Consider the following 20,548-nt stretch of genomic DNA (forward strand, 5'->3'; position numbering starts at 1 on the left):
GACGGTGCCCGGGTTGCCCGCGACTGCACGCTTAAGGCGGCGGCGGGCCTCCGTCGTCGTATGAAAGTCGCACTCCTCGCGCACGAGAAGTTCCCCGACCGCGCGAAGACCGCGGTGGGCGTCCTCCGGTACGCCGACTACGACGTCGTCGCGGTGCTGGACCGGGACAACGACGGCACGCGCGTCAGCGACCACGTGCCGGACGTGCAGGACGCGCCCGTGGTGGCGTCGATGAGCGACGTGCCCGACGACGTTGACGCCCTGATTATCGGCATCTCGCCCATCGGCGGCGCGTTCGAGGCGTCGTGGCGGCCGGACGTGCGGAACGCGCTCGAACGCGGCTGTGACGTCTACTCGGGCCTGCACTACTTCCTCGGCGAGGACGAGGAGTTCGCCGAGCTCGCCGCCGAGCACGGCGCCGAACTCTGGGACGTGCGGAAGCCCCCCGAGGACCTCGGCGTCGCGGACGGCGTCGCGGACAGCGTGGACGCGACGGTCGTCGCGACCGTGGGCACGGACTGCTCGGTCGGGAAGATGACCGCCACTCGGGAGCTGTACGAGGCCGCCCGCGAGGAGGGGCTGGACGCGGCGTTCGTCGCGACCGGCCAGACCGGCATCCTCATCGAGGGCGAGGGCATCCCCATCGACCGCGTGGTCTCGGACTTCGCCGCGGGCGCGGTCGAGCGGATGGTCTTGGAGGCGGGCGCGGACCACGACTACGTCTTCGTGGAGGGGCAGGCGAGCATCGTCCACCCGGCGTACTCGGGCGTCACCGCGAGCATCGTCCACGGCGCCCAGCCCGACCACCTCGTGCTCTGCCACGAGGCCGGCCGCGACTCCGTGCACGGCTACGACCAGCAACTCCCGCCCGTGGAATCGTTCGTGGACCGCTACGAATCGTTCGCCGGCCCGGTCGCCGACGCGGACGTAATCGGCGGGATGTTGAACACGCGCGGCGTCGCCGACAACGAGGCCGCCCGCGAGGCGGTCGCGAACTTCGGGGACGCCATCGACGCGCCCGCCGACGACCCCGTGCGGTTCGGCCCCGACACCGTCTTGGAGGTGATTCGATGAGGGCCGAGTTCGAGCGCCGCGAGTTCCCGCTGGAACACCCGTTCACTATCGCGCGCGGCACGCAGGAGACCGCCGCGAACGTCGTCGTGCGCGTCGAGGACGACGAGGGCAACGTCGGCGTCGGCGGCGCCGCGCCCTCGGCCCACTACGGGGAGACCGCCGGGACCGTCGAGGCCGTCATGCCGGAACTGCTGGCCGTCGTCGAGCGCGCCGACGACCCCCACGACCTCGCGCGCATCGAGACCGGGATGCGGGAGGTCGTCGCGGACAACCCCGCGGCGCGCGCCGCGGTCAGCATCGCGTGCCACGACCTCGCCGCGAAGCGCGCCGACCTCCCGCTGTACCGCTACTGGGGGCTGGACGCCGCGAACACGCTCGACACCTCCTTCACCATCGGCATCGACGACGAGGAGACGATGCGCCGGAAGACAGCGGAGGCCGTCGAGGCAGGCTACGGCACGCTGAAGGTCAAGCTCGGCACGAGCCGCGACGAACAGCTGCTGGCGGCGGTCCGGGAGACCGCGCCCGACGCCACCATCCGCGTGGACGCCAACGAGGCGTGGACGCCGAAAGAAGCGGTCCGCAACATCGAGTGGCTCGCGGACTACGGCGTGGAGTTCGTCGAGCAGCCCGTGCCCGCCGAGAACCGCGAGGGCCTGAAGTACGTCTACGAGCGCTCGCCGCTCCCCATCGCGGCCGACGAGTCCTGCGTCGTCGCCAGCGACGTGCCCGAGGTCGCGGACCGCTGCGACATCGCGAACCTGAAGCTGATGAAGACCGGCGGGCTCCGGGAGGCCAAGCGCCTGATTCACGCGGCTCGCGCGCACGGCCTCGAAGTCATGTGCGGGTGCATGATAGAGTCCAACGCCTCCATCGCGGCCGCCGCACACCTCGCGCCCCTCTTGGACTACGCGGACCTCGACGGGTCGCTGCTGCTCGCCGAGGACGACTTCGACGGCGTCCCGATGCCTGCCGGCCACGTGGACCTGCAGGCCGTCGAGCGAGCGGGGACGGGCGCGCGAGAGGCCTGACGCGCGGTTTGAATCTTCCGGGCGTGCGGCACGCGCTCGCACCGTCTCAACAGGCTTATGGGTGCCTCCGGGCGAACTAACGGACAGCATGAGCACCGTTACTGTGACGCTCCCGGACGGCGCGACGCTCGACGTCGAGTCCGGGGCGACGGTCGAGGACGTAGCGTACGAAATTGGGGCCGGCCTCGGCCGTGACACAGTCGCCGGGAAACTCGACGGCGAACTCGTCGCGAAGGAGGAACCCATCACGGAGGACCGCGAGATCGAAATCGTCACCGAGGACTCCGACGACTACCTCGACGTCCTCCGGCACACGGCCGCGCACGTGCTCGCGCAGGCCGTGCTCCGCCACCACCCCGACGCGAAACTCACCATCGGGCCGTACACCGACGAGGGGTTCTACTACGACATCGCCGACGTCGAACTGGACGCCGACGACCTCGAAGAGATTCAAGCGGAGGCCGAGGACATCATCGAGGCCGACTACGACGTCGAGCGCGTCGAGTACGACCGCGAGGCGGCCGTCGAGAAGTACGAGGACAACCCGTTCAAGCGCGAGATTCTCGACACCGAGGCGGCCGGCGAGGACCCCGTGAGCTTCTACCGGCAGGACGGCTTCGAGGACCTCTGTCAGGGGCCGCACGTCGATTCCACGGGCGAAATCGGCGGCTTCGAAGTGCTGGAGACCTCGGCGGCGTACTGGCGCGGCGACGAGGACCGTGAGACGCTCACGCGCGTCTACGGCACGGCGTTCCCCACCGAGGACGGTCTGGAGGAGTACCTCCAGCGACGCGAGGAGGCCAAGGAGCGCGACCACCGGAAGCTCGGCTCCGAGATGGACCTGTTCTCCATCCCGGACGTCACCGGCCCCGGTCTGCCCCTCTACCACCCCAACGGGAAGACCGTGCTGCGGGAGCTCTCGGACTACGTCCACGAGCTGAACCGCGACATGGGCTACGACGAGGTCGAGACGCCGCACCTCTTCCGGACGGAGCTGTGGAAGCAGTCCGGGCACTACGACAACTACGTCGACGACATGTTCCTGATGGACGTCGACGACGAGGAGTACGGCCTGAAGCCGATGAACTGCCCGGGCCACGCCACCATCTTCGACCAGTCCTCGTGGAGCTACCGCGACCTCCCCGTGCGGTACTTCGAGGACGGGAAGGTGTACCGCCGCGAGCAGCGCGGCGAACTCTCCGGACTCAGCCGGGTGTGGGCGTTCACCATCGACGACGGCCACGTGTTCGCTCGCGCCGACCAGATCGAGGAGGAGGTCCGGCGCATCATGGACCTCATCTTCGAGGTGCTGGACACCTTCGACCTCGACTACGAGGTCGCGCTCGCCACGCGCCCCGAGAAGTCCGTCGGCAGCGACGAAATCTGGGAGCAGTCCGAGAGCCAGCTCCGGGACGTGCTTGACCAGCAGAACGTCGACTACGACCTCGAACCCGGCGACGGCGCGTTCTACGGGCCGAAAGTGGACTTCGCGTTCGAGGACGCGCTCGGGCGCACGTGGGACGGCCCGACCGTCCAGCTGGACTTCAACATGCCGGACCGCTTCGACCTCGAGTACACGGGCTCGGACAACGAGGCCCACCAGCCGGTGATGATTCACCGCGCGCTCTACGGGAGCTACGAGCGGTTCTTCATGGTGCTCATCGAGCACTACAACGGCCGCTTCCCGACGTGGCTGGCGCCCGAGCAGGTCCGCATCCTCCCCGTGACCGACGACAACCTCGGGTACGCCCACCGCGTGAAGAACGAACTGGAGGGCTACCGCGTGGAAGTCGAGGACCGCGACTGGACCGTCGGCCGGAAGATTCAGCAGGCCCACGACGACAACGTCCCGTACATGCTCGTCCTCGGCGACGACGAGGAAGAGGCCGGAACGGTCTCCGTGCGCGACCGTCAGGAGCGCGAGCGCAACGACGTCGACCTCGACGCGTTCCTCGACCACCTCGACAGCGAAGTCGAACAGAAGCGCACCGAACCGGACTTCGTCGGCGAGTAATCCCTTTTAGTCGCCGACGTGGAAGTTCGGCGGTTCGCGGCGCGGCGCCGCCGTCTGGAGGAAGCCGACGAGCGGACTGCCGACGAACCCGACCAGCGCCGCGAGGAAGACGGGCGTGATGCTGGCGCCGTCGGTCAGCGCGATGGCGATGAGCGCCGACGACAGGGGCGTCCCGGTGACGACGGCGTTGAACGCGGCCATCCCCGCGAGCATCGAGAGTATCGGCGGGAGCGCGGGGACGACCGTCGACGCCGCCAGCCCGAGCACCGCGCCCATGAACATGTGCGGGACGATGAGCCCGCCGATCCAGTTGCCGTTGATGGTGAACGCCGCCGCGACCATCGTCCCAAGCAGGGTCGCGACGAGCACCCCGAGCCCGAGGTCGGCGCCGACGAGCTGGTTCATCTTGCTGCCGCCGTAAAAGTACGTCAGGGGGAGCGCGTAGCCGAGCAGGCCGATGGCGAGGCCGGCGACGGTCGTGCGGACGTAGATGGCGGGCGACCAGCGGTTGAACAGCCGCCCCACGGCGTCGAAGATGGTCGTGTAGAGTGCGCCGAACGGGATGGCGACGACAGCGACTGCGGCCGCGGCGACCAACTGGCCGCCCGAGATTGGCGCGACGGCGGAGACGTGCCACGTCGGGAACAGGTGGAAGCCGCCGATTGCAGCCTCCGTGAGGTAGCCCGCGAAGCTCGCGACGAACGTCGGGATGATGGCCTCGTAGTACTCCAGCCCGCGCTCGTGGGGGAGCTCCAGCCACAGCAGCGCGCCGCCGATGGGCGCGCCGAGGATGGCGCCGAACCCCGCACCCATCCCCGCGAGCGTGAGGAGCTTCTCGGCGTTCGGCACGCCGAACGTCTCCGCGGCCTGCGTGCCGAAGCTCCCGCCGACGACGCTCATCACGCCCTCCGGGCCGGCGTTCTGCCCCGCGATGAGCCCGATAAAGCCGACCGGGACTGTGGGGACGTTCTCCGCGAGCGGGACGCTGCCCTCGTCGTGGAACTGGCGGACGAGCGCGGCGAGCGCGCCCGGGTAGTACGTCTTGTAGAGGATGGCGCCGATGAGGACGCCGGCCGCCACGCTGACCGGGATGCGCCAGTAGGTTGCCTCGAAGGTGTGCCAGAGCGCGTGCTTGGCAGCCAGCCACGCAATCCGGAACCCCGTGGCGACGAGGCCGACCGCGACGCCGAGCACGGCTGCACAGCCGAGCAGTTTCGAGAACCGACGCTGGTCCATCACGCCGGTCCGACGCCCGGAGCGGGGACGTAGCTTACGATTCGGGGCGTCACGACGTCCGGCGCGCGACGAGTACGGGCCGGTCGGCGTTCCGGACGACGCGCTCGGTGACGCTCCCGGAGAGCAAGCGGCTGACGCCCGTGCGGCCGTGAGTCGCCATCACGACGAGGTCGACGCCGGCCTCGTCGGCGTAGTCGAGAATCTCGCGGTGCGGCGTCCCGCTGCGAATCTCGGTCTCGGCGTCGAGGCCGCGGTCGTCCGCGGCAGCGGCGACGGTCTCGACGGCGCGCTCGGCGGCCGCCGCGACGCTCGACTCGCCGACGTCGCCGCTGCCGACGATGCTCGCGCGCTCGGACTCGGGGACGACGTAGAGCGCGTGGACGACCGCGTCGAACTCCGCGGCGAGGTCGAGGCCGTGCGTGACGCCCGCGGAGGCGGCGTCGCTGCCGTCCGTCGGCACGAGAACCGCGTCGTACATGCGTCGGCGTAGGGTGGACGGCCACGTAAGTGTCGGGTGCGCCGGCGCACTCAGTCGTCGATGTCAGCGTTTCGCTCGGTCTCCCGGAGCACGAACGGGCCGATGGAGAGCGTGCGCTTGGTCACGGTGATGATGCGGAGGATGTACGCCAGCAGCAGCGCGAACGGCAGCACCGCGACCGTCGCCGCTGCCGCGACCCCGACCAGCGCGTGACTGACGCCGAGCGTCGCACCCGGGTACTGTGCGGGGTCGAACAGCAGGAGCCCCACCATCGACGCCCCGAGCGCGGGGACGGCGGCGTACAGCAGCGTCCGCGACAGCTCCGAGAGCTCCCATTGGAAGTACAGCGTCTTGAAGTGCTCGCGGGCCGGCCCGAACAGCTCCAGCGTCTCCAGGAGGTCGTCGAGGGCCGCGTGAGCGTCGTCGTCGAGCGCGTCGCCGTATTCGGCGCGCAGGCGCTCGCCCGCGTAAATCTTCCACGAGTAGTTGTAGTTCAGCGCCGCCAGCACCACCTCGAAGGTCCCGAACTGCGCGCCCTCGAGCTGGTTCGCGACCACGCGGGCGTTCTCCACGACGGCGTCGGCGTACTCCGCGACCGCGTCGCCGGCGTCGCCGCCCGGCGCGGCGTCCGCGAGCGCGTTCGCCTGCTCGCTGGTCGCCTCGACGAGCGCGCGCAGGAACGCCGAGGGCTCCGCCGGCGCGACGGCGACGCCGGCGGCGTCGCTGGCGGCGTCGCGGAACGCCATCGCGCCCTCCATGCGTTCGCGCTGGTCGCCGGCCGCCCCCAGCTCCTGGGAGAGCACGAGCTGGCTCAGCGTGAGCACGAGCGTCACGCCCGTGATGGTGGAGCCGACGAGCGCGTTGAACAGCGTCTCGTGGGGGTCGCCCTCGGTCAACAGCAGGAACGCGGGCGTCGGCAGCAGCGTCCCGACGGCGACCGTCGCCGCGAACAGCACGGCGAGGATGCCGGCCGCGACGAGTCGCCGGTCCGCGTCGAGGACGACCCACAGCCACCGCTGGCTGTGCGGTCCGCGCTCTCGCATCCGGTCGCTGGGCGCGCGCTCGTCGCTGTCGGCCATACGCGACCTTCGACGCACGCACGGAAAACAGAGGGGGCCGCGAGCGCTCGCCGCAGCCGCCGGGCTACGCCTGCTCCTCTTCCTCGCGGATGGTCTCCAGCTCCGCCTCGACGGCCTCGTCGCCGTCAGCGTCGCGCTCGCCGGCGTCTTCTCCGCGGACGTCCGCGCGCAGGTCGTCCAGCTCCGCCTCGACTTCGCGGTCCCCGCGTTCGGCGTCGAGCTCGCGGTCGATGCGGTCGCGGTCGTCGCCCAGCGGGCCGTCGAGGACGCCGCGCTCGTCGAGTTCGTCCATCGCAGCGGCCCGCGCCTCCAGCTCCTCGGTCTGGTCTTCCGCGCGCTCGATGGCGCGCGTCACCTCGCTGGCCTCGTCGCCGACCCCAGTGACCGCCTCCGAGACGCGCGTCCGGGCCTGCGCGGCCTCGTGGCGTGCCTTCATCGTCTCCTTCTTCGTGCGGAACTCCTCGACGCGCGCCTCCAGTTCCTCCTTCTCGTCTTCGAGGTCGCGCTGGGTCGATTCGAGGTCCGCAATCTGGTCGTCTATCTCCTCGATTTGGTCGCGCTTCTGTCGCTTCTTCTCCAGCGCGCGCCGCGCGAGGTCGTCGCGGTCCTGCCGGACCGCCTCGCGGGCCTGCTCGGCGTGCTTCTCGGCGTTGCGCTGGAGGCGCTCGCGCTGGACCTCGAGGCGCTTCTTCTGTGCGGTGAGGTCCGCCAGCCCCTTCTCGACGTCGCGCAGTTCGTCGCGCAGGCGCTGGTAGGAGTAGTCCAGCGTCTCCGTCGGGTCTTCGGCGGAACTGACGACGGCGTTCAGTTTCGACCGGACCGCGTACGAGAGGCGTGACACGATACCCATACACACGACTTTGGGCTCTGGACGTAAAACGTTCACCGGCGTGCTCGAACGCAGTGAGAGCACGTTACCACGAACGGCGAGCGGAGCGAGCCGTGAGTCGCGTGCCCGACCGAAGGGAGGGCACGTTCGGGCGAGCGGCAACCAACGGGAGCCGCGAACTCGTGACCGCAGCCTACACCACGGTCGGCCGCCAACGGCGCCGTATGCAACAGGAAACCGTGCTGGTGCCGGGCGCGCGAGACGTGGAAGCGACGCTCGATTCGCCCGACGGGAACGCGTCGGCGTGCGTCGTGCTGTGTCCGCCCCACCCGCAGCACCGCGGGCACCGCGGCGACGACCGCCTCGTCGCCGTCGCGGAGTTCCTCGTCGAGCGCGGCGTCGCGGCGCTGCGCTTCGACTACGGCGACTGGGACGAGGGGCTGGGGGAGCGCGAGGACGCACGGAACGCCGTCCGGTGGGCGAGCGAGCGCTACGAGCGCGTGGGCCTGTTCGGGTTCAGTTTCGGCGGGTCTATAACCGCGCTCGCCGCCGCGAGCGTGGACGTCGAGCTCTGTGCAGTGTCGCTGCTCGCGCCGACCGCCGAACTCGAAGCCGGGCTGAACGCCGCGGACGCACTCGCGGACGTGGCGGCGCCGCTGCAAGTCGTCTACGCGACCCGCGACACGACCGCGGACTGGGAGCCGGTCGTGGAAGCCGCCCGCGAACTGGACTGCGAGGTCGTGGAACTGGACGCCGACCACTTCTTCGTCGGGAAGACCGACCGCGTCGCGGAGGCCGTCGGCCCCTTCCTCGCGCGGTCCTGCTAGGACCGCCGCAACCGCTATCAGGCGCCGCGTTCACGGTCCGGCCATGACGAGTCGCTGGACGTCGCTCTCGCGGTGGGTGTTGCTAACCGGCGACCGCCGCGCCGTCGCCGCCGCGCTGCTGGCCGCGTTCGCGGTGCTGTTCGGACCCGTCGGCCACCTCGTCACGCTCGGCGGCGGCGGCCGCGAGACGACGGTGCCGCTGGTGACGACGCTGCTGTCGGGGAACTTCGTGCTCGTCTCCATCGTCGTCTCGGTCAACTCCGTGTTCGTCTCCGGCGAGCAGAGCCCGCTCGGCCAGCAGTTCGGCCGCATCCGGGACACCGCGGAGTTCCGCCGGCAACTGGAGTCCGTCGTCGAAGCCGACCACGTGCCCGCCGACCCCGAGGGGTTCCTGCAGGTGCTCACCGGGGACATCGTCGAGCGCGGGCAGCGCCTGCAGGACGACGTGCCGCCCGCGGACGTCGACGTTCGCGCGGACCTCGACGCCTACCTCGACCGGCTCGGCGCGGCCTCGGGGGACATGAACGCCCGGCTGCGGGACGTCGAGCGCCCGCTGGAGGCGGTGCTGGCGACGATGCGCTTCGACTACGCGCGGCAGGTCGAGGACCTCCAGCGGCTCCGGGCCGAGCACGGCGACGACCTCCCCGAGCAAGCGGCCACCACGCTCGAGGAGACGCTGGACCTGCTGGAGTACTTCGCGGTCGCTCGCGCGTACTTCAAGTCGCTGTACCTCCGCCGGGAGTTCGCGGGGCTCTCGACGAACCTCGTCTACGTCGCCGTCCCCTCCATCGCGGCGGTCTCCTTTTTCCTGTTGCACTTCTCTCAGTTGCCGAGCACGCACGCGCTGGTCGTCGCCGTCCACGTGCTCGCGCTCGCGCCGTTCGCGCTGCTGTCGGCGTACGTCGTCCGCGTCGCCGCCATCTCGCGGCGCACCGAGTCCCCCGGCCACTTCGTGTTCGGGGACGGCGAACCCGGCGTCCCCGGCGTCTCCTCGCCGTAGGGCGGGACGTGCCAGCGGCTGGCGAACCACGGCCGTCCCGAAACCGTTTTTGCCGCGCCCGCCGCACGGTCAGTATGCCGACGGAGACCGGGTACGACCCGACACTGGGAAGCAAGTTCGTGTTCGTTACTGGCGGGGTGATGTCCGGGCTGGGGAAAGGCATCACCGCCGCCAGCCTCGGCCGCCTCCTCTCGAACGCCGGATTCGACGTCACGGCCGTCAAGATCGACCCCTACCTGAACGTGGACGCGGGGACGATGAACCCCTACCAGCACGGCGAGGTGTACGTGCTGAAGGACGGCGGGGAGGTCGACCTCGATTTGGGGAACTACGAGCGGTTCCTCGACGTGGACATGACCTCCGACCACAACGTCACCACGGGGAAGGTCTACCAGCACGTCATCGAGCGCGAGCGCGCCGGCGACTACCTCGGGAAGACGGTCCAGATTATCCCCCACGTCACCGACGACATCAAGCGGCGCGTCCGCGAGGCCGCCGAGGGCTCCGACGTCTGCATCGTCGAAGTCGGCGGCACCGTCGGGGACATCGAGGGGATGCCGTTCCTCGAAGCGCTCCGGCAGTTCAGCCACGAGGAGGACGACGAGGACATCCTGTTCACGCACGTCACGCTCGTGCCGTACTCCCAGACGGGCGAGCAGAAGACGAAACCGACCCAGCACTCCGTGAAGGAACTCCGGTCGATTGGTCTCCAGCCGGACGTCCTCGTGGGGCGCTGTGAGGACAAGCTCGACCCCGACGTCAAGGAGAAAATCGCGCTGTTCTGCGACGTCCCGACCGACGCCGTCTTCTCGAACCCGGACGTCGAGGACGTCTACCACGTCCCGCTCGTCGTCGAGGAGGAGGGCCTCGACGAGTACGTGATGGAGCAGTTCGACATCGCCGACGACGCGCTCCCGAAGGCCGAGCGCTCGACTGAGTGGCGGGACCTCGTCACCCGCGAGCGCACAGGCGAGGTGGACATCGCGCTCGTCGGGAAGTACGCCTTGGAGGACGCCTACATGAGCATCCACGAGGCGCTCAAGCACGCCGGCCTCGAACGCGGCGTGGACGTGAACGTCCTCTGGGTGGACTCCGAGAAGATGAACGACGACCACGAGCAGCGCCTCCAAGAGGCCGACGGCGTCGTCGTCCCCGGCGGCTTCGGCTCCCGCGGGACGGAGGGGAAGATTCGCGCGATTCAGCACGCCCGCGAGCACGACGTGCCCTTCCTCGGGCTCTGCCTGGGCTTCCAGCTGGCGGTCGTGGAGTACGCGCGCAACGTCCTCGGCTGGGAGGGCGCCCACTCCGCGGAGATCGACGAGGACACGCCGTACCCCGTCATCGACCTGCTCCCCGAGCAGTACGACTTAGAGGACCTCGGTGGGACGATGCGGCTGGGCGCCCACGAGACCCAGATTCAGCCGGGGACGCTCGCCCACGAGCTGTACGGCGACACCTCCTGCACGGAGCGGCACCGCCACCGCTACGAGGTCAACCCCGACTACATCGACGACCTCACCGAGAACGGCCTGACGTTCTCCGGGGAGGCCGGCAACCGCATGGAGATTCTGGAGTACGACGACCACCCGTTCTTCTTCGGGACGCAGTTCCACCCCGAGTTCCGGTCGCGGCCGACCCGCGCGAGCCCGCCGTTCGTCGGGCTGCTCGACGCCGTCGTCGACGAGACGGAGACGGAAGCGGAGGTGGTGAACTGATGGTGGACGTCGAGGAGTTCGTCGCCGACGCCAAGGCCGAGATTCGGGAGAAACTCGGCGACGAGACCGCCATCATCGCGCTGTCGGGCGGCGTGGACTCGTCTACCGCCGCCGCGCTGGCGTACGAGGCGGTCGGCGACCAGCTCGTCCCCGTCTACGTGGACACCGGCCTGATGCGGAAGGGCGAGACCGAGGAGATTCGGGAGGTCTTCGACTACATGGACAGCCTCCGCGTCGTGGAGGCCCAAGACCGCTTTTTCGACGAACTGGCGGGCGTCACGGACCCCGAGGAGAAGCGCCACGTCATCGGCGAGCAGTTCATCCGGGAGTTCGAGACGGTCGCCGACGAGGTCGACGCAGAGTACCTCGTGCAGGGCACCATCTACCCGGACCGCATCGAGAGCGAGGGCACAATCAAGAGCCACCACAACGTCGGCGGACTGCCCGAGCGCGTCGGCTTCGAGGGCATCGTGGAGCCGATGCGCGACCTCTACAAGGACGAGGTGCGGGAGGTCGCCCGCCACCTCGACCTCGAAGAGATCATCAGCGAGCGGATGCCGTTCCCCGGCCCCGGCCTCGCCGTGCGCGTCATCGGCGAAGCCACGCCGGAGAAGGTCGAGGTCGCCCGCGAGGCGACCGCCGTCGTCGAGGAGGAACTGGAGGAGTACGACCCGTGGCAGGCGTTCGCCGCCGTCCTCGGGAAGGCAACCGGCGTGAAGGGCGACAACCGCGTCCACGGCTACGTCGTCGCCGTCCGCTCCGTCGAATCGCGCGACGGGATGACCGCGCGCGCCCAGGAACTGGAGTGGGAGACCCTCCAGCGCCTCCAGTCGCGCATCGCGGGGACCATCGACAACGTCTCCCGCGTCGTCTACGACGTCACCCACAAACCACCCGCGACCATCGAGTACGAATGAAGGCTATCGTCGTCGGTCCAGACCGCGGCATCGTCGACGCCCTCGAGAGCGAGGGCGTGGAAGTCACCAGCATCGAGGGCGTCGCCTCGGGGGAGCGCCTCGAAGACGCCGGCGTCGCGGACGCCGACCTGCTGGTCATCACGGACGCCGCCGAGGCGACCGCGATTCCGGTCGCGCGCGAGCAGAACGCGGCCCTGAAGACCGTCGCGTACACGCCGGACTCGATGCCGGAGTTCGTGAAAGGCGTCCTCGACCTCGCGGTCGACCCCGCGCTGCTCGGCCCGGAGACGGTCGCCGAGGAACTCGTGGAACCCGACAGCTAAGGGCGTCCGGCCGCTCGCTTCTGCCGTGTCACTCGATTGCTACCCCGACCTCGCGCCCGAGACCGGCGAGGTCGTCACGGAAGAGCTGTACTACTCGCCGGACGAACTCGTGAAGGCGTTCGCGCTCGGCCCCGGCGCCGAAGTCGAACCACACGAGCACGGCGACCAGACGAACACCTTCCACGTCCTCGAAGGCGAACTCGTCGTCGTGCAGGGCGACAGCGAGGAGGTCGTCGAGGCACCGGGCGTGGTCGTCCACGAGCGCGGCGTCGCCCACGGCGCGCGCAACGAGAGCGACGACGTGGCGGTGTTCACGGCGACGATGGCGCCGATGGGCTGACTACCGGCCCACTTCGACGCTCGTGTAGAGCATCCAGACTCCGAGCGCGCCGAGCAGGGGGACGACGGCGGCCGCGATGGCCATGGCGGCGGTCCACGCGAGCGGCCGCGGGCTGTGCGCGCTGGCGTCTCGGTAGATGCCGGCGGTCGGAATCCCGACGAGCAGGACGCCAGCGACGACGAACACCGAGAGCATCTCGGCCTGCGGGCTCGTGAGGAGGGCAAACGACATACTCGCCGGCTCGTTGGGGCGGGCGAAAACCTTTCTGGTCAGATCGACAGCGCGACCGGGCGGCCCGGCCGCTGGCCCTCGCCGTCGACGGCCGCGGAGTGGGGGCTGACGTGCTCCCAGCAGACGAACTTCTCGACGCTGCCGGGCTCGTAGAGGAAGTAGTCGGCGGGCTTCGAGCAGAGCGCGCACTCCGGGTCGCCGCCCGCGGCGTCGATGGCCGCCGACAGCGCCGCCTCCGCGCTCGCGTCCGTGTCGTCGCCGCTCGAAGCCGGCATACGCGTCGAGTACGGCGCTCTCGTGTTTAAAATCTCGGGCAGTTCAGGGGGCGAGCCGGGCGAGCACGGGAATCTCCTCGCGGCGCTCCTCGGTGACTGCGTCCCACTCGATGCCCTCGGGTTTCTCGTCGGGCGCGTCGGTGTCGAGGACGCGCTCGGGCGTGACGACGTAGTCCATCGGCACGTCGTGGTCGCCGGTCGGAATGTCGTCGTCGACGACCTGCCGCTCGTGGACGGTCGTCACCGTGGTCGTGTCGTCGTCCGCGCGGTCGAACTCCCGCAGCAGCGCGAATTCGAGGTCGCTGTATCCCTCGCCCTTGCCGACGCGCTCGCCGCGCTCCGTGACCGCGACGCTCCCCGAGACGATGAGGTCCACGGGTTCGACGTCCTCCGGCCCGACCGGCTCGCCGTGCTCGCTGATGCCGCTGACCGTCGTGGCGTCGTCGATGTCCGCGACCTCTGCGGGGTCCAGCCGGAGGAAACACTCCTCGTCGCGCAAGCGAGGCACCGCGACGTAGACAGTCTTCCCCGCGCGGAGCGCCGCGCGGCGCACCGGCAATTGGGGGGCGTCCGGGTTCGCCTTCACCACGTCCGCGCTCGTCCACGCGTCCGTGTCGGCGAGGCGGTCGGCGGCGTCGCCGGCGCCCGCGAAGTTCGGGATGCGGCCGTGGGGCGGGAACGGGAAGCGGGCCTCGCCGCTCTCTTCGAGGTCGTCCCAGACGCGCTCGCGGAGGTCCTGCTTGTCCATGCGTGGGCGTGGGTGCCGGCGCGACGTGAACCCACGGCTTCACGAGGAGGAACTGCGCGCCGGCGCCGCCGTCCCTTTCCCCGAGCCGCCCGTGGTTGCAGACGTGACTGACTCGCAGATGACCGCGTACGTGATCGAGGAGTACGGCGACCCGGACGCCTTCACCGAGACGACGGTCGAGACGCCCGAGCCCGGCCCCGAGGAGGTCCGCGTCGAGGTCGCCGCGACCAGCCTCAACCCCGTCGACTACAAGATTCGCCGCGGCGACATCCCGGACTTCGCGCCGCCGTTCCCCGCGACCCTGCACTGCGACGTGGCGGGCGTCGTGGACGCCGTCGGCGACGACGTCGACGCCTTCGACGTGGGCGACGAGGTGTACGGGATGCCGGGCGGCGCGGGCCGACAGGGCGCGCTCGCGGACTACGTCGTCGGACACGCCGGCACGTTCGCGCCCGCTCCCGACGCCATCTCGCTGGAGGACGCCGCCGCGCTCCCCGTCGTCTCCACCACCGCGTTGGAGATGCTCACCGACAAGGCCGACGTCGGCGAGGGCGACGAGGTAATCGTCTACGGCGCCAGCGGCGGCGTCGGCCACATCGGCGTCCAGCTCGCGGCGGACCTCGACGCGGAGGTCACCGCGACCGGCTCGACCGCCGAGAAGCGCGACCTCGCCACCGAACTCGGCGCGGACGCGACCGTGGACTACACGACCACGGACGTCGCCGACTACACCGCCGAGTACGCTTCCGCCGGCGGCTTCGACGTGGTGTTCGACCCGGTCGGTGACGACCACATCCAGACGGCCTTCGACGCGGTACGTCCGTTCGGGACGGTCGTCACCACCGAGTCCAGTTCCACGCAGGACCTCTCGGCGATGCACGCCAACTCCCTCGAACTCGGCGTCGTGCTGGTCATCCTCCCCGTGCTGCTCGGCGACCGACAGGAGCGCATCGGCGAGGAACTGCGCGAGATAGCGTCGCTCGTCGACGACGGCGCCGTCGAACCGGTCGTCTCCGACTACTACACCTTCGACGAGGTCGCCGACGCCCACCGCCGCGGCGAGGCCGGCGACTTCCACGGCAAGCTCGTGCTCACTCGCGAGTAGGGCGCGGACTGCGCGCCGCCCCCGCGGCCCCGCGTGACCCCGGTGTGGCCCGGGCAGTCGGGGGCGACTGCGATTAAATTCGAGTTAATTGGGCTTTAGGCGCGCTTTCGGAGCGGAAATCCGGCTTCACGGCTGTCCCCGTTGAAGTGGGTTGGACTCCGAGGGCCAGTCGCAATGAACGCATCAAAGCTGCTCACGCTGGTCGTCGCGGCGACCGTCCTCGTCGGCGGCGTCGCCGCGGTCAGCGCCGCGACCCCCGGCAACGCACCGACAGACGCACCCGGCGAAGCGAACGGGAACGCCCCAGACGACGCCGGCGACGGCGAGTCGGATGACGAGGAATCGGACGCTGACGACGGCGACGCCAGCGAGTCCGACGCCGACGAGGCCGAGGCCGACGACGCCGACGAAGCGGGCGACTCGGACGAAGCGGCTGACGACGAATCCGACGAGGAGAACGAGTCCGACGACGACCGCGACGCCGGTCCCGCCGCGAACGCACCCGCACACGCCGGTCCGAACGGCACGCACGCCGCCGAGAACGGCACGAACGCCTCGGTGAACGCGACGAACGCCACGAGCGCCGACGCGAACGCGTCCGCGCCCGCGGCCGAAGCCGGCGAGCGCGGCCCGCCGACGGACCTCCCCGAACAGGTCCCCGACCAGGTCACGACCATCCACGAGCAGATTCAGTCGTTCCTCGGCGGTGAGGTTGAGGACCTCGGGAGCTCGCTGAGCGGCCTGCTGGCCGACGACGCCGACGAGTCGGACGACGAGGAGACCGAAACCAACGAGACGGCGACCGACGAGACGGTGACCGACGAAACCGTCGACGTCGAGACCACCGACAACGAGACGACGGACGACGACACCGCCGACAACGAGACCGTCGTCAACGAGACGACCACGTCCGCGAGCGTCGCGTCGCTCGCGTAACGTTTCTGACGCCGTCGTGCCGTTCTTTTCCGACCGATTCGCCGCGGAGCCGCCGGCTACGCGTCCCCGCGGCTCGCGAGCCCGACGAGGTGCCCGATTTCGGGCACGATGACGTCCTCGCTGCCGAGTTCGGCAGCGTGCTCGCTGCCCGGCAGGCAGAACACGGGCACGCCGTCGGCGACGCCCGCGGTGGCGCGCGTGGCGACGACCTTCTCCCCGATTTCCTCGTAGGAGCGCCGGCGGAACAGCTCACCGAACCCCGGCAGCTCCTTCTCGAACAGCGGCTCCGCGGCCTCCACGGTGACGTCGTCGGGCGTGACGCCGGTGCCGCCGGTCGTGACGACGACGTCGACGTCGCCGCGGCCGGCGAGGTTGTCGATGCCGCCCTGCACGCGGTCGTAGCTGTCGCGGACGAGCTCTCGCGTGACGACCTCGTGGCCGTCGGCCTCGAACGCCGCGGCGATGGCGTCGCCGGCGGGGTCGTCGTCCAGCGAGCGCGAGGAGGACACGGTGAGAATCGCGACGCCGACGCGCTCGACGTCGTGGTGGTGGTGGTCGTGGTCCGCCTCGTCATCGTGTTCGTGGGGCTCGCTCTCCTCGGTCAACGGGTCGTCGTCCGGTTCGTCGCTGGCGTCGTCTGCCGGCGTCTCGTCGTCGTCCACGCGCGTGTCCCGGGATTGGAAGTCGACCATGGCCACGGGTTCGCGCTCCGAGGGGAAAAGCGTGGACCCCACAGTTTTGGTCGGGGGCCGCGACGCCCCGCGCATGCAGGCAGTCCAGTTCGCGGGCCACGGCGGAACCGAGGTCGTCGAGTACGGCGAAGTCCCCGACCCGGAGGTCGGCCGCGGCGAGGTGCTCGTGGACGTGAAGGCGGGCGCGCTCAACCACCTCGACGTGTGGACGCGCCGCGGGATGCCGCAACTCGACCTCGACATGCCCCACGTCCCGGGAAGCGACGCCGCGGGCGTCGTCACCGAGACGGGCGCAGACGTCACGCGCTTCGAGGCCGGCGACCGCGTGGCGGTGTCTGCGGGCGTCTTCTGCGGGGACTGCGAGTTCTGCCGGGACGGCGACTACCCGCTGTGCGCGTCGTTCCACGTGCTCGGCGAGCACGTCCCCGGCGTCCACAGCGAGTACGCCGCGGTCCCCGAGGACAACCTCGTCGCGGTGCCCGAGGGCGTCGCGTGGGAGACGGCGGCGGCAGCACCCCTCGTGTTCCAGACCGCGTGGCGGATGCTGCACACGCGCGCCGACGTCGAGGCCGGCGAGAAAGTCCTCGTCTTGGGAGCCAGCGGCGGCGTCGGGCACGCCGCCGTCCAGATTGCCGCTCACGCCGGCACGGAGGTGTACGCGACCGCGAGCAGTCCGGAGAAGCTCCGGTACGCCGAGGAAGTCGGCGCCGACCACGCCATCGACTACACGGAGACGGACTTCGCCGACGAGATTCGCGCGCGCACCGGCAAGCGCGGCGTGGACGTGGTCGTCGACCACGTCGGCGAGGCGACGTGGAGCGACTCCCTGCGCTCGCTGGCGAAGGGCGGCCGGCTCGTGACCTGCGGCGCGACCTCCGGCGGCCGCCCGGAGACGCACGTCCAGCGGCTGTTCTGGAACCAGCTCTCGGTGCTGGGGTCGACGATGGCGACGCCCGGCGAGGCCGACGACGCGCTCTCGCTGGTCTGGGACGGCACCTTCGACGTGCAGATTCGGGACGTGCTCCCGATGAGCGAGACCGCCCGCGCCCACGAGCGACTGGAGAACCGGGAGGGCTTTGGGAAGGTAGTCGTAATCCCCGACAGCGAACGCCAATGGTGACCCACGACCCCCGCGAGGACCACGACGACGCCGGCGGCATGAGCGAGCGCGCGCAGTGGTTCGTCGTCGCCGCGCTCGTCGTCTCCGGAATTGTCGCGCCGCTGTACCTCTACGTCGTCGGCCCCGGGAGCTTCGGGCTCGGGTTCCGGGACACGTACCTCGCGGTGCCGATGGTGCCCGCGATACTGCTCGGTGCTATCGGCGTCTGGACGGCGGTCCGCGGCCAGTAGACTCAGTCCTCGCGCAGCACGACGGCCTCCCGTTCGAAGCGCTCGCCGGTCCACGTCCACGCGTCCAACAGCGCGGGGCGCGCCGCCAGCGACGCGAGCACGTAGACGTACCCCGGCCACGACGCCTCCTCGCGGTCGGTGTCGCTCATCTGCGCCGGGCCGGCGGGGTGAGAGTGGTAGAAGCCGACGACCTCGCGGCCCGTCGCCTCGGCCTCGTCGAAGACCGAAAGCGTCGTCTCCGGGTCGAGTTCGTACGTGAGCCGGGGCGCGTCCGCCACGTTCGGGACGCGCCGAACCGCCTCCACGAGGACGCGGTTGTCCTCGCAGTAGCCGAGAAGCGCGCCGCAGGCCTCCCGCGGCGCGTCCGCTCGCGCGTGATCGAGCACCGCGTCGTAGGCCGCGCGACCGAGTTCGAGCACACCCGTACTTCGTGGTGGAGCCGGAAAAATCCGCCCGACGGCTCGCGTTACTCGCGGGTGCCGTCCGGCACCGGGTCGGCGTCGCCCTCGAAGTCCCGGCGCATCGCGATTTCGAACCACGGGCACAGCCGGAGCTGGCGGTAGTAGCGGGGGTTCTCGTAGAGGTCCTCGTAGTCAGCCCAGAGGACGCCGCCGACCTCGTCGGGGTCGGGGTCGAGGCTCGTGTCCGAGAGCGTCGCCACCAGCACCGCGCAGACCTCCCACTCGAGGCCCTCGTCGAGGTAGTGGCGCTTGTACTCGAAGCGGTCCGTGACCTCCAGTTCGTCGTACTGGTCGGGCGTGATGCCCAGCTCCTCTTCGAGGCGCTCGCGGGTGGCCTCCTTCTGGGTCTGTCCCTCGACGGGGTGGCTGGCGACGGTGCCGTCCCAGTGGGTGTCCCAGAGGCGCTTGCGGGCGGCGCGCTGGGCGAGCAGCACGCGGCCGTCCTCGTCGAACAGCAGGCACGTGAACGCGCGGTGGCGGATGCCGTCGCCCGTGTGGGCGTCCAGGCGGTTCACGAGGCCTTCCTTCTCGTCGTAGGCGTCGACGGCCACGACGTCCTGTTCGGCGTTCTCCGCGGTCTCGTCGGTGCGCGCGGACTGGACGGGCACGTCGGGCCCTGAATCGCTCATGGCGTCACCGACGGGCACGTGGGTAAATAGCGCTTCGACTCGGGCCGGCTCAGTCGAGCAGTCTGCCGAGCAGGCCGTTGCCGTTCCCGGGCTTGTCGTCCGGCGGGCCGCGGCCGTTGCCGTCGTCGCTGTTGCCGGGCGACCAGTCGTCGTCGGTCTCGACGGGAATCGGCTCGCCCTCGCCGGCGGACGCCGTCTCCGCGACGGTCAGGGTCGCGGTCTGGTCGCCGACGGACACCTCGTAGTCGCCGGCCTCCACGCGCTTGCCCTCGACGCCGGGTATCGCGCCCGGGACGACCGACAGCGTGCGCAGCGGCGCTTCGACCTCGACGCGCGCGCTCTCGCCGGGGTCCAGCGACACGCGCTCGGTGCCGAGCAGCCGGCGGTTCGGCTGGAGCACCGATCCGTAGGACTGGGTGTTGTACGCCTCGACGACGTGGTAGCCGGCGTGGTCGCCGGTGTTCGTCACCGTCACGGAGACGGTCACGGCGTCGCGCTCCGCCGCGGACTCGACGGTGCCCGGTTCGACCGCGAGGTCGGCGTACTCGAAGGACGTGTAGCTCAGCCCCCGGCCGAACTCGTAGAGGGGGTCGTTGCCGCGCGACGGCGGGTATGCGTTGTAGTGGTTCGTGGCCTGTCCGACGTGCTGGGGCCACACGAACGGGAGGCGGCCGCTCGGGACGTGCTCGCCGTACAGGGTGCGCGCGACCGCCGACCCGCCGGCGCTCCCCGGCTGGTACGCCATCAACAGCGCGTCGAGGTGCTCGAACGTGCGCGCGCCGCCGCGCGGACTCCCCGCGAACTCGACGCCGACGACGGGCGTGTCGTCGCCGGCGGCGTCGGCGACCGCCGCGACGACGGCCTGCTGGGCGTCCGGGAGCGCGAGTTCGTCGCGGTCCCCGTACCCCTCGGAGTGCGGACCTTCGCCGATTGTGACGACCACGGCGTCGGCGTCCGCGGCGGCCGCCCGCACCGCTTCCTCGTTGTCGAACGCGTAGCCGTCGCCGTTCTGCCACGGCTGGAACGTGAACCCGGTCTGTTCGACGGTGACGGAGCCGGCACCGATTGCGTCGGCGACGCCCTCGCGGAGCGTGGTCGCCCACGGGCGCGCGCTGTCGGCCATGATGCCTTGCCAGCCGAGCGTCCACCCACCCATCTGGGCGTGCAGGGCGGCGTCACCGTCCACGAACGGCCCCGTGAGGAGGACGTTCTCGTCGCCGGACAGCGGGAGGGCGTCGTCGTTCTCCAGCAGTGTCAT

24 protein-coding genes are annotated in these 20,548 nt (G+C 70.5%); 13 read left to right on the top strand and 11 right to left on the bottom strand.

Annotation, left to right across the window (positions count from 1 at the left end; translation table 11 throughout):
- Window positions 1–60: 60 nt before the first annotated feature.
- The 3 genes from ABSL23_RS14855 to thrS all read left to right on the top strand — a co-directional run bounded on the left by ABSL23_RS14855 (window position 61) and on the right by thrS (window position 4,119).
- Window positions 61–1,074 carry a DUF1611 domain-containing protein gene (locus ABSL23_RS14855; RefSeq protein WP_353634317.1) on the top strand — a complete coding sequence of 338 codons (1,014 nt, stop codon included), beginning with the start codon at window positions 61–63 and terminating at the stop codon, window positions 1,072–1,074.
- Entirely contained in the window at window positions 1,071–2,105 is a 1,035-nt protein-coding gene (locus ABSL23_RS14860; protein WP_353634318.1) for a dipeptide epimerase, read from the top strand. Before ABSL23_RS14855 ends, ABSL23_RS14860 begins: the two co-directional genes overlap by 4 nt.
- 88 nt (window positions 2,106–2,193) lie before the next feature.
- Entirely contained in the window at window positions 2,194–4,119 is a 1,926-nt protein-coding gene (gene thrS, locus ABSL23_RS14865) for a threonine--tRNA ligase (protein WP_353634319.1), read from the top strand.
- 6 nt (window positions 4,120–4,125) lie between these two features.
- Here thrS and ABSL23_RS14870 read toward each other — a convergent pair whose 3' ends face one another.
- The 4 genes from ABSL23_RS14870 to ABSL23_RS14885 all read right to left on the bottom strand — a co-directional run bounded on the left by ABSL23_RS14870 (window position 4,126) and on the right by ABSL23_RS14885 (window position 7,762).
- On the bottom strand, window positions 4,126–5,355 hold the full coding sequence (locus tag ABSL23_RS14870) for a chloride channel protein (protein WP_353634320.1): 1,230 nt from the start codon (window positions 5,353–5,355) through the stop codon (window positions 4,126–4,128).
- 49 nt (window positions 5,356–5,404) lie between these two features.
- Entirely contained in the window at window positions 5,405–5,833 is a 429-nt protein-coding gene (locus ABSL23_RS14875) for a universal stress protein (RefSeq protein WP_353634321.1), read from the bottom strand.
- 50 nt (window positions 5,834–5,883) lie between these two features.
- Complete coding sequence (locus ABSL23_RS14880; protein WP_353634322.1) at window positions 5,884–6,912, bottom strand: hypothetical protein; 1,029 nt, start codon at window positions 6,910–6,912, stop codon at window positions 5,884–5,886.
- A gap of 64 nt (window positions 6,913–6,976) precedes the next feature.
- Window positions 6,977–7,762, bottom strand: a complete 786-nt coding sequence (locus ABSL23_RS14885; protein ID WP_353634323.1) for a PspA/IM30 family protein — start codon at window positions 7,760–7,762, stop codon at window positions 6,977–6,979.
- Between the two features lie 203 nt (window positions 7,763–7,965).
- Here ABSL23_RS14885 and ABSL23_RS14890 point away from each other — a divergent pair, with 203 nt between their 5' ends.
- The 6 genes from ABSL23_RS14890 (at window position 7,966) to ABSL23_RS14915 (ending at window position 12,863) form a co-directional block, all read left to right on the top strand.
- On the top strand, window positions 7,966–8,568 hold the full coding sequence (locus ABSL23_RS14890) for a dienelactone hydrolase family protein (protein WP_353634324.1): 603 nt from the start codon (window positions 7,966–7,968) through the stop codon (window positions 8,566–8,568).
- A gap of 43 nt (window positions 8,569–8,611) precedes the next feature.
- Complete coding sequence (locus tag ABSL23_RS14895; protein ID WP_353634325.1) at window positions 8,612–9,568, top strand: hypothetical protein; 957 nt, start codon at window positions 8,612–8,614, stop codon at window positions 9,566–9,568.
- 74 nt (window positions 9,569–9,642) lie between these two features.
- Window positions 9,643–11,283: a CTP synthase gene (locus ABSL23_RS14900; protein ID WP_353634326.1), complete on the top strand. Its 1,641-nt coding sequence runs from the start codon at window positions 9,643–9,645 to the stop codon at window positions 11,281–11,283.
- Complete coding sequence (gene guaA / locus ABSL23_RS14905; protein WP_353634327.1) at window positions 11,283–12,200, top strand: glutamine-hydrolyzing GMP synthase; 918 nt, start codon at window positions 11,283–11,285, stop codon at window positions 12,198–12,200. The genes ABSL23_RS14900 and guaA overlap by 1 nt, the downstream gene beginning before the upstream one ends.
- Entirely contained in the window at window positions 12,197–12,523 is a 327-nt protein-coding gene (locus ABSL23_RS14910; RefSeq protein ID WP_353634328.1) for a CTP synthetase, read from the top strand. The genes guaA and ABSL23_RS14910 overlap by 4 nt, the downstream gene beginning before the upstream one ends.
- Before the next feature lie 25 nt (window positions 12,524–12,548).
- The gene (locus ABSL23_RS14915) at window positions 12,549–12,863 is read left to right on the top strand and encodes a cupin domain-containing protein (protein ID WP_059057406.1); all 315 of its coding nucleotides are present in this window, start codon (window positions 12,549–12,551) and stop codon (window positions 12,861–12,863) included.
- On the opposite strand, the gene ABSL23_RS14920 is transcribed toward ABSL23_RS14915, so the two are convergent.
- The 3 genes from ABSL23_RS14920 to ABSL23_RS14930 are packed head-to-tail and all read right to left on the bottom strand — an operon-like array spanning window position 12,864 to window position 14,117.
- Window positions 12,864–13,094: a hypothetical protein gene (locus ABSL23_RS14920; protein ID WP_353634329.1), complete on the bottom strand. Its 231-nt coding sequence runs from the start codon at window positions 13,092–13,094 to the stop codon at window positions 12,864–12,866. It lies immediately after the preceding gene.
- Between the two features lie 38 nt (window positions 13,095–13,132).
- Window positions 13,133–13,369: a hypothetical protein gene (locus ABSL23_RS14925; protein WP_353634330.1), complete on the bottom strand. Its 237-nt coding sequence runs from the start codon at window positions 13,367–13,369 to the stop codon at window positions 13,133–13,135.
- Window positions 13,370–13,412: 43 nt separating this feature from the next.
- Window positions 13,413–14,117 (bottom strand): 5-formyltetrahydrofolate cyclo-ligase, encoded by a 705-nt coding sequence (locus ABSL23_RS14930; RefSeq protein ID WP_353634331.1) that lies wholly within the window; start codon window positions 14,115–14,117, stop codon window positions 13,413–13,415.
- A 118-nt stretch (window positions 14,118–14,235) separates the two neighbouring features.
- Between ABSL23_RS14930 and ABSL23_RS14935 the strand changes: the two genes are divergently transcribed.
- Together ABSL23_RS14935 and ABSL23_RS14940 are read left to right on the top strand one after the other, a co-directional pair.
- On the top strand, window positions 14,236–15,222 hold the full coding sequence (locus ABSL23_RS14935) for a zinc-binding dehydrogenase (RefSeq protein WP_353635390.1): 987 nt from the start codon (window positions 14,236–14,238) through the stop codon (window positions 15,220–15,222).
- 174 nt (window positions 15,223–15,396) lie between these two features.
- Window positions 15,397–16,158 (top strand): hypothetical protein, encoded by a 762-nt coding sequence (locus tag ABSL23_RS14940; protein WP_353634332.1) that lies wholly within the window; start codon window positions 15,397–15,399, stop codon window positions 16,156–16,158.
- 56 nt (window positions 16,159–16,214) lie between these two features.
- On the opposite strand, the gene ABSL23_RS14945 is transcribed toward ABSL23_RS14940, so the two are convergent.
- Complete coding sequence (locus ABSL23_RS14945; RefSeq protein ID WP_353634333.1) at window positions 16,215–16,850, bottom strand: MogA/MoaB family molybdenum cofactor biosynthesis protein; 636 nt, start codon at window positions 16,848–16,850, stop codon at window positions 16,215–16,217.
- A 73-nt stretch (window positions 16,851–16,923) separates the two neighbouring features.
- On the opposite strand from ABSL23_RS14945, the gene ABSL23_RS14950 reads away from it, so the two are divergent.
- Entirely contained in the window at window positions 16,924–17,970 is a 1,047-nt protein-coding gene (locus tag ABSL23_RS14950; protein ID WP_353634334.1) for a zinc-binding dehydrogenase, read from the top strand.
- The gene (locus ABSL23_RS14955; RefSeq protein ID WP_059057413.1) at window positions 17,964–18,200 is read left to right on the top strand and encodes a hypothetical protein; all 237 of its coding nucleotides are present in this window, start codon (window positions 17,964–17,966) and stop codon (window positions 18,198–18,200) included. Before ABSL23_RS14950 ends, ABSL23_RS14955 begins: the two co-directional genes overlap by 7 nt.
- A 2-nt stretch (window positions 18,201–18,202) precedes the next feature.
- Here the strand turns inward: ABSL23_RS14955 and ABSL23_RS14960 are convergent, their stop codons facing one another.
- Genes ABSL23_RS14960 through ABSL23_RS14970 form a run of 3 tightly spaced genes read right to left on the bottom strand, consistent with a single transcriptional unit; the run spans window position 18,203 to window position 20,548 of the window.
- On the bottom strand, window positions 18,203–18,619 hold the full coding sequence (locus tag ABSL23_RS14960) for a desampylase (protein ID WP_353634335.1): 417 nt from the start codon (window positions 18,617–18,619) through the stop codon (window positions 18,203–18,205).
- A gap of 47 nt (window positions 18,620–18,666) precedes the next feature.
- Window positions 18,667–19,290, bottom strand: a complete 624-nt coding sequence (locus ABSL23_RS14965) for an NUDIX domain-containing protein (RefSeq protein WP_353634336.1) — start codon at window positions 19,288–19,290, stop codon at window positions 18,667–18,669.
- A 49-nt stretch (window positions 19,291–19,339) separates the two neighbouring features.
- Window positions 19,340–20,548, bottom strand: coding sequence for a glycoside hydrolase family 3 C-terminal domain-containing protein (locus tag ABSL23_RS14970; RefSeq protein ID WP_353634337.1), 1,209 nt, complete (start codon window positions 20,546–20,548; stop codon window positions 19,340–19,342).

Source organism: Halobacterium sp. NMX12-1 (assembly GCF_040435975.1).
GTDB lineage: Archaea > Halobacteriota > Halobacteria > Halobacteriales > Halobacteriaceae > Halobacterium > Halobacterium hubeiense.